General features: G+C 68.0%; 10 protein-coding genes. 6 read left to right on the top strand and 4 right to left on the bottom strand.

Annotated elements, in window-relative coordinates; genetic code table 11:
• Positions 1-97: 97 nt before the first annotated feature.
• A complete protein-coding gene (locus tag ACYVK5_RS24930) occupies positions 98-1,027 on the top strand; it encodes an SHOCT domain-containing protein (protein ID WP_460708797.1) in 930 nt (309 codons plus the stop codon).
• A gap of 143 nt (positions 1,028-1,170) precedes the next feature.
• Here ACYVK5_RS24930 and ACYVK5_RS24925 read toward each other — a convergent pair whose 3' ends face one another.
• Positions 1,171-2,637 carry a non-reducing end alpha-L-arabinofuranosidase family hydrolase gene (locus tag ACYVK5_RS24925; protein WP_460708795.1) on the bottom strand — a complete coding sequence of 489 codons (1,467 nt, stop codon included), beginning with the start codon at positions 2,635-2,637 and terminating at the stop codon, positions 1,171-1,173.
• A 422-nt stretch (positions 2,638-3,059) separates the two neighbouring features.
• Here ACYVK5_RS24925 and ACYVK5_RS24920 point away from each other — a divergent pair, with 422 nt between their 5' ends.
• Complete coding sequence (locus ACYVK5_RS24920) at positions 3,060-3,278, top strand: ferredoxin (RefSeq protein ID WP_460708793.1); 219 nt, start codon at positions 3,060-3,062, stop codon at positions 3,276-3,278.
• Between the two features lie 98 nt (positions 3,279-3,376).
• On the opposite strand, the gene ACYVK5_RS24915 is transcribed toward ACYVK5_RS24920, so the two are convergent.
• Positions 3,377-3,757: a YciI family protein gene (locus ACYVK5_RS24915; protein WP_460708791.1), complete on the bottom strand. Its 381-nt coding sequence runs from the start codon at positions 3,755-3,757 to the stop codon at positions 3,377-3,379.
• A 57-nt stretch (positions 3,758-3,814) separates the two neighbouring features.
• Entirely contained in the window at positions 3,815-4,039 is a 225-nt protein-coding gene (locus ACYVK5_RS24910; protein ID WP_460708789.1) for a hypothetical protein, read from the bottom strand.
• Positions 4,040-4,323: 284 nt separating this feature from the next.
• On the opposite strand from ACYVK5_RS24910, the gene ACYVK5_RS24905 reads away from it, so the two are divergent.
• The 4 genes from ACYVK5_RS24905 (at position 4,324) to ACYVK5_RS24890 (ending at position 9,467) form a co-directional block, all read left to right on the top strand.
• Positions 4,324-5,574: an acyltransferase family protein gene (locus ACYVK5_RS24905; RefSeq protein WP_460708787.1), complete on the top strand. Its 1,251-nt coding sequence runs from the start codon at positions 4,324-4,326 to the stop codon at positions 5,572-5,574.
• A gap of 285 nt (positions 5,575-5,859) precedes the next feature.
• Positions 5,860-7,398: an amino acid adenylation domain-containing protein gene (locus tag ACYVK5_RS24900; RefSeq protein ID WP_460708784.1), complete on the top strand. Its 1,539-nt coding sequence runs from the start codon at positions 5,860-5,862 to the stop codon at positions 7,396-7,398.
• A complete protein-coding gene (locus ACYVK5_RS24895) occupies positions 7,395-8,663 on the top strand; it encodes a ferredoxin reductase domain-containing protein (RefSeq protein WP_460708782.1) in 1,269 nt (422 codons plus the stop codon). The genes ACYVK5_RS24900 and ACYVK5_RS24895 overlap by 4 nt, the downstream gene beginning before the upstream one ends.
• 12 nt (positions 8,664-8,675) lie before the next feature.
• Positions 8,676-9,467, top strand: coding sequence for an enoyl-CoA hydratase-related protein (locus ACYVK5_RS24890; protein WP_460708780.1), 792 nt, complete (start codon positions 8,676-8,678; stop codon positions 9,465-9,467).
• Positions 9,468-9,746: 279 nt separating this feature from the next.
• On the opposite strand, the gene ACYVK5_RS24885 is transcribed toward ACYVK5_RS24890, so the two are convergent.
• A complete protein-coding gene (locus ACYVK5_RS24885) occupies positions 9,747-10,616 on the bottom strand; it encodes an IS1634 family transposase (protein ID WP_460708799.1) in 870 nt (289 codons plus the stop codon).
• Between the last annotated feature and the right edge of the window lie 5 nt (positions 10,617-10,621).

Below are 10,621 nucleotides of genomic sequence, written 5' to 3'. Positions count from 1 at the left end.
GAACATCACAGAAAGAAGTCATCAAGGCGTGAACGCGTCTCATTTGACTTGACAACTACCGTCGAGGCTACTGCCGGCCGGGAAGGAGGCGAGGACCATGATGGGCTTCGGATCAGGGATGGGAGCCGGATGGATCTTCATGCTCGTGTTGTGGATCGTGCTGATCGTCCTCATCACGTGGGCGGTGACCACGCTGCTGCACACCTCGGGCAACGAGGGCGGGCAGCGGGGATCGACCGAGACCCCCGAGGAAATCCTGGAGCGGCGGCTGGCCGCCGGGGAGATCGGCACCGAGGAGTACCAGCATGTTCACGACCAGCTGGCCGCCTCTCGCGGGGAACCGCGGCGGCCTGTGATGCCCGGGCGCAGTACCGGCCTCCTCGTGGTCATCGTGGTGGCACTTCTTGCACTGCTCGGCACCGTTGCCTGGGCGACGTTCACGCCCGGGGGTCCCGGCGGCATGATGAACCGCTCCTGGTCGATCGGCGACACACGGATGATGGACGGCGGCCCCATGATGGGCGGCCGCGGCATGATGGGCGACGACTTCGGCGTGGCCGGGACCGGCCCCGTCACCACCCTCACGGAGGCCCGAACCGCGGCAGAACGATACGCCGACCGGCTCGACCTGCGGGTGGCCGAGGTGATGCAGTTCGACAACGGCTTCTACGCGGAGTTGCGCACCTCCGGCGGCGACGGGGCGACCGAGGTGCTGATCGACGCCGACGACGGTGATGTCCGCATCGAGTACGGGCCCGCGATGATGTGGAACACCGAGTACGGGGTGCACGCCGCGGCGTCGACCGGTCCGGCGAAGATCTCCCCCGAGCGGGCGCTGCGGCTGGCCGACGAGTGGCTGGCCGCGCGCGACGGCGAGGTGTCCGCCGGCGATCCTGACGTGTTCCCCGGCTACTACACCCTGCACACCGAGGAGTCCGGCACGGTCACCGGGATGCTGTCCGTGAACGCCTACACCGGGGCGGTGTGGTACCACTCCTGGCACGGCGAGTTCGTGGACATGGACTAGATCGCGGCAAGGGTCTCGGCAGGGAACCACCTGCCCGGCAGCGACGAGGAGACCCCCCGTGACGGTGACGACCGCCCTGCGCCACCCACCTGGGACGAGTGGGGGCGCAGGGCGGTCTCGGCAATGCCGCTGTCGGCGCGGACCTAGCGCTGGAGGGTGAGCAGGCCCGGCCGGTACGGCAGCAGGCCGTAGTCCATCCCGTCCGAGCTGGGGTCACGGCCCTGGTACAGCAGCTGCAGGTTGCAGGGGTCGATCGTCATGGTCTGGTCGGCGCTGGTGCGGAGGAGCTCACCGTGGCTGATGTCGTCGGTCCACCAGGCGCCGCTGTTGGCCTTGCCCGCGAACGGGTTGCTCTCCGTCGCGGCCTGCGGCGTCCACGAGCCACCGAGATCGTTCGCCGTGAACGAGCGGAAGTACCGTCCGTTCGCGCCGATCGCCTCGACGATCATGAGGTACTTGTTCTGGCCCTCGAGCTTGTAGACCTGGACGCCCTCGAACAGGTTGTTCGTGGTGTCGGTCATGATGGTCTGGTACGAGCTCCCGAAGTTCCCCGGGAAGTTCCCGATCGGCATACTGGCCCGGTAGATCCTTCCGTTGTCCCCCGCGAAGAACAGGTACATGTTCTGGTCGTCGCCGATGAGCGCCTGGTCGATGGGCCCGGTGCCCGAGTCGGAGATCGATCCGGTGAACAGCGAGCCGGCGACCGACCAGCCGTTCGCGTTCGTCGGGTCGTTCGACGTCCGGTACATGAACGGTGACGGACCCCACTGGTAGGCGAGCACCCACGTGTTGCTCGGGGCGAAGTAGAACAGCGTCGGGGCCACCGTCCCGGACGACATGGGGTTCTGCGAGGCGCTGCCCATGTCCGACCAGTTGCTGAAGAGGCCGAAATTCATCGAGCCCCAGGACGTTCCGTGGTCGTGCGTCGTCGCGTAGACGAGATGCCGGCCGTTGTACGGGGCCGTGGTGAAGTCCTTGAGCGCGACCCATTCGGGCCTCGGTTGTGCGAGGGGCCCGGTGGACGACCAGTTGTAGTTGGACGGCAGGTCGCAGGACGACCCGGAGTCGCCGAGGAACGAGGCGTCGTCGACGTAGAGGTTGTCGGTGCCCCCGAGTGTCTCCACGTAGAACGTGGCGGACGACAGCGAGCCGGACCAGGACACGTTCGCGGTGCCGGTCAGGTGCGTCCAGCCCCAGGAGTTCACGGATCCCTGCGCCAGCGTGAAATAGTCCGTCGTGCCGCCCGCGGTCACCTGCAGGGTGACCTTGCTGGTCGGGGTCCCGCTCTGCGTCCGCACCCACACGCTCGTCGTGTAGGTGGTGTTGTTCGTCAGCCCGGAGGCCACGTTCTGGGCGGCACCGTTCCACGACGACGTGCGGCCCGTGTACGCGAGGGAGCGGCTCCCCCCGTGGACCGGGTTCGTGGTGGACGACACGGTGCCGGCGCCGAAGGCCGACCAGCCGGTCGTGCCGTTCTCCATGTCGCCATTCGTCAGCAGGTTGGTGCTCGCCGCGGCGGCGGGAGCATCCCCGGACGGGGCCCCCGGCACGGATACCAGCGCCAGGGCCGCGGCCAACCCCAGTGCGAGACTTGCGATGGACTTCCTCATCCTTCGCTCCTGTTCTGTCTGCCAGGGCGTGGCCGACGTCGGCCGTGCCCGGCGTGCGGCGCCCAGCGCGCGGTGTGATCACCACGGTGGCCGATGGAACCGCCTGTCGGAACTCACCATGTGAGCGCTAACATCATGGCTCGGGCAGTCTCGCGGCGGTAGGAGGTTTAACGATTAATGTTGCTGCCGGACCAAGCCGTCGCAGAGCCGGCTGGTACGCCTTGGCTCCGGATGCCGTCGCCGAACTCTGCTCGCCTGTCTAGCATCGCTCGTGGAGGCCATTTCATCAGCTGACGACCCAGGTGTGAACGACGCCGGCCTGATGCACGGTCGATACGGCTTCTACTGAACGACGATGCTGTTCCGGACGCTGGCCACGGTGGCGATCCTGGTGGGCGTGGCGGCTGAAGCATGGAGGATGTATGTCCCTGAGAGTCATCATCAACCCGGATACCTGTATCGCCTCCGGCAACTGCGGCCGGATCGCACCGCGCGTGTTCGCGTACCGGGAAGAGGACGACGGGTTCGTCAGCGTGATCGACGAGAACCCGCCCGAGTCCGAGTGGGCGTCCGTCCGGGAGGCGGAGGTCCTGTGCCCGTCGGCGACGATCCGCGTCGAGGACTCCGCTACGACGAAGTAGTTCACCTGTTGCCGGTCGGACCGACCCGGACCAGACGACGACCTGGCGACCGTGGCGTTCTGTTCTTCGAGATGTTCGGCCGCGGGACCCGTCGTACCTCAGTCGGGCATCGCGCGGCGACGGCCGACCGGGCGATCGGTGAGCGGGAAGGCCAGCGACTGGGCGCCGACCCACCACTCCATCACGTCGTAGGCGAGCCGGCCCGCGATGACGGACGGGTCGCCGTCCGACAGGCGTGTGGCCTCGGCCAGGTCGCAGGCGAAGATCGACATGCCGCGATACGACGGGTCGCTCCGCTCGTCGAACGGCCCGTTCGCGACGACCAGACCCTGCCTGCTCAGCTCCGCGCGATAGGCGAGGTGGCGCGCCTGGAGCACTTCCAGGTCCTCGTCCGAGATCTCCGGCGCGTCCGGCGGACGCCGCAGGACGACGACGGTGTAGACGTCGAACGCCTCGGGGATGTTCGGGTCGCGTGACATGTCTCCAGGGTCTCAAACCCTCGTTCTTCCGGATCGGCGCCGGCGACCTCCCCCGGATCAGGGCCGGCGACGTGCACCGCTCACCTGCAGCGCCCACGGCGCGGCGGCGAGCAGGCCCAGTCCGAGCAGCACGACGCCCAGCCCGGCCATCCGGCCCGCGGTGTGCCCGCGCAGGGCGGCCAGCGGCTCGCCGTCCAGGATCGGTGCGGACTCAGGCAGTGCGGAGACCACCAATCCCCCGAGCAGGACCAGTACGCTTCCGACAACGCCACGGGTCAGCACGCTCGAAACATATGACCAGGCCGGTACGCGAATCCGACGCCGGCGCGAACATCACGACAACGCTCCGCGTCCGGACCGGGAACACCGGGAACACGCGCCGGCCGGCGTGGCGTCATCAGCGACATCAGCGACATCAGCGAGATCGGGCACGGTCCTGGTAGGCGCGGACGGCTGCGTCGCCCGGCGGCACTGTCGACCGATCAGTTGACCGCGATCGATCGGTTGACCACGATCGAGCCGATCGGCGGATCCGGCATGCCACCCGACGTCCGTAATGTCGACGCATGTCAACGACACGAACCAGAACCCCGCGAGAGTCCCTCGCCGGTACCCGGCTGCACGGTCTCGACGCGCTGCGCGCAGGCGCCCTGCTACTCGGCATCGTCCTGCACTCGATCCTGCCGTTCATGCCCGGGATGCCGTGGCTGGTCATCGATTCCCAGCAGAGTGATGCCGCGAGCGCGACCGCCTATGTGATCCATCTGTTCCGTATGCCGCTGTTCATGATGCTGGCAGGCTACTTCGCCCGGATGTCACTGCACCGGCGCGGCACCCGCTCGTTCGTGGCCGACCGGCTGCGCCGGGTCGCCCTGCCCCTCGTCGTGTTCTGGCCGCTCGCGCTCGGCTCGCTGATCGCGCTGGTGCTGATCGGTGTCGTGGCGGGCGTGACGCCCTCAGAGCCCCTGCAGGACGGCGGAGGATCCGGTGGCCTGCTCCAGTTCCTCGACGATCCCGCGCACCTATGGTTCCTGTGGGTCCTGCTGGAGATCTACCTGATCATCCTCGTCGTGCGGGCGGTGGCCCGCCGGCTCCTGGGGCCGGATCGCGCCACCACCGTCGCGGAGCGGGCCGGGGCAGCACTCGCCGGGCCCGCCGGGGTCCTGCTGGCGGCCGTCCCGTTCGCGGTCACCATGGTGCTGCAGATCGCGATGACCAGCGACGACGCACTCGGGGTCGTCCTCGACGCAGGCATCGCCAACCCGATGTCGTTCGTCCCCGAACCGATCGGGCTGATCGCCTACACGGGGGCGTTCGCCGTCGGCTGGGCGTTCCACGCCCGCCCGGATTCGCTCGCGCAGGTGGGGCGACGCCGGTGGCCCTACCTCACGGTCGGGATCATCACGGTGGCGGGCGGGTTCCTGCTGGCCGACCCGGCCCTGAACCCGCCGGCACTCCTGGCCGCCCCCGTGTTCGCCGTCGCCGCGTGGTGCCTGATCTACGCGCTGCTCGGGCTGGCCGTGCGGTTCCTGTCCGACGAGCGCCCGGCGGTGCGCTACCTGGCCGACGCTTCGTACTGGATGTACATCGCCCACCTGCCCCTCCTGGTGGCGCTCGAGATCCCGCTGGCGGACCTCGACTGGCCGATCGCCGTCAAGCTGCTGCTCACCTGGGTGGTCGCCGGGGTGCTGCTGATCCTCAGCTACCACCTGCTGGTGCGGTCCACGTGGATCGGCCGGATGTTCAACGGCCGCAAGCACCCCTTCACCTGGCCACCGCTGCGCCGACGCCCCGCACCGTCGCCCGACACCGCATGAGCCCCGCCACTCCCCGGCCGATATGCAGTTCTCAGAACTGTACTTGATCATGCCATGGGGTGCTCTATGCCAGAAACTGAAACGATTAAGCAAATATCAAGCCCGAGACAATTTGTCTTACGGTGGCATTACGGGTGAGACCTCGGACTTGCCATCCGATGAGCTGCCCGTGTCAGGGTGAGTGCATCCGAAGGCCCTGTGCGTTGATTCTCTGCCTGGGCTTGCCAATGAGGGCTTCGAGGTCGCTCTCGTTCGCGAGCGCGTCCCGAAACGGAGTAGCCGCAAATGCCCCATCGCATCAACCGGTCCACATTGATTGGCCTGACGCCACCTGACCAAGAGTTGTTCCGACGCTTCGGGACGGGGGCGTCGGCACGACCGCCGTTCCTCCTGTTGCATCGGGCGTTCGAGGCCGCAGCCCGGCTTCGGCCGGAGGCAGTCGCGGTGACACACGCCGGCGAGTCGCTGACCTACCGCGAGCTCGACCGACGAGCGAACCTGCTCGCCGAAACGCTCGTGCGGCTCGGTGTCGGCCCGGGTGATCGCGTCGGACTGTTCGTGAAGCGCTCGATCCCGATGGTTGTCGGCATCCTCGGGGTGTTGAAGGCGGGGGCCGCTTACGTGCCGCAGGACGCGCGGATCACGTCGAGTGCACACCTGGCGCATATCGTTGCGACCGCCGACATCGGTGTCGTGCTGACGCTGTCCGAATCCCTCACCGCCCTGCCCGCGCTGCCCGGTCGGGTGGTGCTCGCCGTGGACAAGCTCTCCGGGGAGCGGGCGGAGCCGCCTGCGGTCGCCGGCACGCCGGGGCATCCGGCGGTGGTGATCTTCACCTCGGGCACCACAGGCACACCGAACGGAGTCGCTGTCACGCACGCGAATCTGTGCAATGTGGTCACGCACGGGCCGGGAGCGCTCGGCGTCCGGCCGGGCATGAAGGTGTCGCAGCTGCTCAATATCGCGTTCGACATGGCGGCGTGGGAGATCTTCGTGGCGCTCTGCCGGGGCGCGGAACTGGTGATCAGGGGCGCGTCGATCATGCAGGCGGTGCGTTCGGTGGACGTGGTGATCGCGACACCGAGCGTCCTGGCGAGCCTGGATCCGGCCCTGTGCCGCAACGTCGCTGTGGTGGCGGTGGCCGGGGAGCGCTGCCCGCGCCCGCTCGCGGACGCCTGGTCGTCGTTCGCCCGGTTCCACAACGCGTGCGGACCCACCGAGGTCACCATCGTGAACACGATCGCCTCGCCGCACCGGCGCGGCGAGGAGCCCACCATCGGCTCGCCGCTGCCCAACACCACCGTCTATGTGCTTGATGAGCACCTTCAGCCGTGCCCGATCGGCGAGGTCGGCGAGTTGTGGGCGGGCGGGGCCTGCGTCAGCCAGGGCTATCTGGGCAATGCTGAGCTGACCGCGCAACGCTACCTTCCCGACCCGTTCCTTGGTGGCGAGAACCGCATGTTCCGCACCCGCGACCTCGGCCGCTGGACCCCCGATGGCCAGCTCGAGCACCACGGACGCACCGACGAGCAGGTGAAGGTTCGTGGCTTCCGGGTAGAGCTGGACGCGGTCACCTCTGCGCTCGAACGCACGCCCGGATGCGAACGGGCGACGACCGTGCTGCATGACGGCGAACTGGTCGGCTTCGTCACCCCGGTGGGAGTGGACGTCGTCGCGGCCAGCCATGTGGTCGCGGGCCGCCTGCCCTACTACTGCGTGCCTGCCACCATCCACGCTGTCGCCGAGCTGCCGACCACGCACCGCGGCAAGGTCGACAAGCGGACCCTGGTCGCCGGACTGACCGCCGAGGAGGCAATGGCATGACATCGGCCGACACCGAACTGGCCCGCCCGCTGCCACCGGTTCGCGGGAGGTGGCGCCGCATCTGGCGACACAGGCGGTTGATGCACCACAACCGGCTCGCCGCCGGCGTGGTCGCCATCAACCTCGTGGTCCTCGCCGGCGGCGGCTGGACGGGCGACCTGGGCACGATCTCAAGCATGATGCTGGCGAACGTCGCGCTCGCCGTGCTGATCCGGCAGCAGTACGTGATCAACGCGATATTCCTGTCCGCGACCAGTGCGCCGGTGAACTGGCCACTGCGGGTGCGCGCCCTGCTCGGCAAGGTCTACCACGTGTTCGGAGGCATCCACGTCGGCGGGATGGTGTCCGCGACCGGGTGGTTCCTGATCTTCGCGGCCACCGCGACAGTGCAACCGGTGAGTGCGGCTGTGCTTGTGGTGACCTACCTGATTGCCGCACTGCTGCTCGCCATGATCACGTTCGCGCTTCCGACGTTCCGGGCGCGCCACCACAACCGTTTCGAGCTGATGCACCGCTTCGGTGGCTGGAGCCTGCTCGCCCTGTTCTGGCTGCACTCCTTCCTCTTCTCCGAGGCCGGGCCGGCGCCGTTCCTGGTGCTGCTCGTCGTGACGGTCAGCATCGCCCTGCCCTGGCTTCGGCTGCGCCGGGTGCCGGTACGGATCACCTCTCCCTCCTCGCATGTCGTGCTCGTGCGCTTCGACTACGGCGTGACGCCGTTCGCCGGCTCGTCCACCACGGTCAGCCGTAACCCCTTGCGCGAATGGCACTCCTTCGCCAACGTGCCGTCTCCCGGCACGCCGGGATTCCGGCTCACCATCTCGCGGGCGGGCGACTGGACCGGGGCGCTGATCGACGACCGCCCATCGCACCTGTGGGTCAAGGGCATCCCGACAGCCGGCGTCGGGAACATCGACCGGCTGTTCCGCCGCGTCGTGTGGGTGGCCACCGGCAGCGGTATCGGTCCGTGCCTGCCACACCTGCTCTCGCGTGAGACACCCGCTCGCCTTGTCTGGTCCACTCGCGACCCGCGCGCCACCTACGGGGACGATCTGGTCGAAGAAATCCTCGCCGTGCAACCTGATCCGGTCATCTGGGACACCACGGCTTCCGGGAAGCCCGACCTGGTGGCGCTCGCCTACCAGACGTACCGCGAGTTCGACGCGGAAGCGGTGATCTGCATCTCGAACAAGAAGACCACCTGGAAGATCGTCGAGCAGCTGGAGATGCGGGGCATCCCGGCCTATGGCGCCATATGGGACTCCTGAAAGGCAACCACCATGACGGACAAGACCTTGCTGCTGTCGGACGACCGCGGCGTCCTCACCATCACCGTCAACCGGCCGAACGCGCTGAACGCGCTGAACAGGGAAGTGCTCACCGAGTTGCGCGCCTTGCTGGAAAGCCCGCTTCCGCTGAACGGCAGCGACATCCGCGGCGTCATCCTGACCGGAGCTGGTGAGCGCGCGTTCGTCGCGGGGGCCGACATCCGCGAGATGTCCGCAATGACCCCGGACGAGGGCGAGGCATTCGGCGCGCTCGGCCAGAGGGTCACCCGACTGCTCGAAGAGTTGCCCGTCCCCGTGATCGCCTGTGTGTCCGGCTATGCGCTCGGCGGGGGCTGCGAACTGGCCATGGCCTCCGACTTCATCTACGCCACCAGTTCAGCGGTGTTCGGCCAGCCCGAGGTGTCGCTCGGCCTGATCCCGGGCTTCGGCGGCTGCGCGCGGTTGCACCACCGGGTCGGCCCGGGCTGGGCCAAGGAGCTGATCTACACAGGCCGGAAGATCGATGCCATCGAAGCGCGGCGGATCGGGCTGGTCAACCGGGTATTCGACACCCGGGAAGAAATGATCGACTCCGCCGCCGCGACACTCGCTGAGATCGCCACCCGCTCACCGGTCGCGGTCGCGTTGTGCAAGTCAGCCATCGGCGACTCGGTCGGCCGTCCCGTTACCGACGCGCTCGCCATTGAGAAGGCGGCCTTCCGGAAGACGTTCGTGACCGACGACATGCGCGAAGGCACGGCTGCGTTCCTGGCCAAGCGGCCACCCTCGTTCCCAGGACGCTGAGCGACCGGACGCTGAAGGAACTCCAGCGAAACCCCTGCCCAACGAACGCGACGCAGCGATGTCCGTCGGCGCCACAACGGCACGGTCTCGCGGCGCGGGCGTCGCCCTGCGCAGGGTCATGTGTCGTACTCGCCGTTCCATGGGGCCCCACTCACGCAAGCACTCTCCGCTGGACCCGCCCAGTGGCCAACGGCGTGACTCATCCGATCTGGGCACCTACCTCGGATGCACGCTGCTACGTCCGTCTCGTGGCGTCGCTCGGCCTGACTTTTATCAGGTTTAGTCGCGGGGGTCGTTGTCCACAGGATGACCAGTTTTTGATCCTGAATAGGGTTGGTTGATGGCCTCGTCGGCGCGTTCCTCGATGCGGTCGATGGCGTCGGCGAGGTCGTCGGGCAGCGGGTTCTCTGCGGTGATGGCCGTGCCGTCGACGTTGAGGGTCACGGTGCGGTGCTGACGGGCGGTCGTGACGAACTTCCGGATGGACCAGCCGGTGGCGTCCTCGATCCAGCGGGCGACGGCCATCGCGGCGAGCACGATGTTCAGGTGCGCGCGGATCGAGTCTTCTCGTCTGGCATAGATCGGACGGGCGGCCAGGTCGCTCTTGGCCATCCGGAAGCTCTTCTCGATCTGGAAGAGCCGATGGTAGGCGCTGATCACGAACCCGGTGTCGGCGGTCGCCGGCGGCAGGTTCGTAACGTAAGCCTTCAGCCCGGCCAGGGAGCGGGCTTTGTCGATCAGGGCCTGGTTCAGGCTCCGGGTGCCGCCGGTGAGCTTGACGAACCTGTTCCGCTTGACCGAGCCTTGCCCGGCCAGCGCCTTCTCGGCTTTGGCGACCTGTTCGTCGATCCCACGCAGGGTGCGCCGGGCTCGGTCGCGAGAGTACTGGTAGTAGAACCAGTGATCCTTCCGGTCGTCGGTCGGCCCGGCGGGCCAGGGCTGGGTAAAGACCTGCCCGTCGGTGAACTCAACGTCTGGGTGTCGTCGCTTCCAGTCCTCGATCACGTACGGCATCTGCGGCATCCGGGCACCGATGATGAACCCGAGCCCCGCGGCGTCCAACGCCTTCTTGTTGGCGTCCGACACCATGCCGGCGTCCGCGACCACGGTGACCTTCTCGACCCGGTAGGCGTCCTGGAAGTGGCGGATGACCG

It is taken from the genome of Myceligenerans halotolerans (assembly GCF_054782975.1).
Note: the sequence above shows the minus strand (reverse complement) of the source record. Positions and strands in the feature narration are given on the sequence as shown.

What these genes read in the sequence shown, in the direction of transcription:
- ACYVK5_RS24930 (WP_460708797.1), top strand. Translation starts at nt 98, where the DNA reads ATGATGGGCTTCGGATCAGGGATGGGAGCCGGATGGATCTTCATGCTC.
- ACYVK5_RS24925 (WP_460708795.1), bottom strand. Translation starts at nt 2,637, where the DNA reads ATGAGGAAGTCCATCGCAAGTCTCGCACTGGGGTTGGCCGCGGCCCTG.
- ACYVK5_RS24920 (WP_460708793.1), top strand. Translation starts at nt 3,060, where the DNA reads ATGTCCCTGAGAGTCATCATCAACCCGGATACCTGTATCGCCTCCGGC.
- ACYVK5_RS24915 (WP_460708791.1), bottom strand. Translation starts at nt 3,757, where the DNA reads ATGTCACGCGACCCGAACATCCCCGAGGCGTTCGACGTCTACACCGTC.
- ACYVK5_RS24905 (WP_460708787.1), top strand. Translation starts at nt 4,324, where the DNA reads ATGTCAACGACACGAACCAGAACCCCGCGAGAGTCCCTCGCCGGTACC.
- ACYVK5_RS24900 (WP_460708784.1), top strand. Translation starts at nt 5,860, where the DNA reads ATGCCCCATCGCATCAACCGGTCCACATTGATTGGCCTGACGCCACCT.
- ACYVK5_RS24895 (WP_460708782.1), top strand. Translation starts at nt 7,395, where the DNA reads ATGACATCGGCCGACACCGAACTGGCCCGCCCGCTGCCACCGGTTCGC.
- ACYVK5_RS24890 (WP_460708780.1), top strand. Translation starts at nt 8,676, where the DNA reads ATGACGGACAAGACCTTGCTGCTGTCGGACGACCGCGGCGTCCTCACC.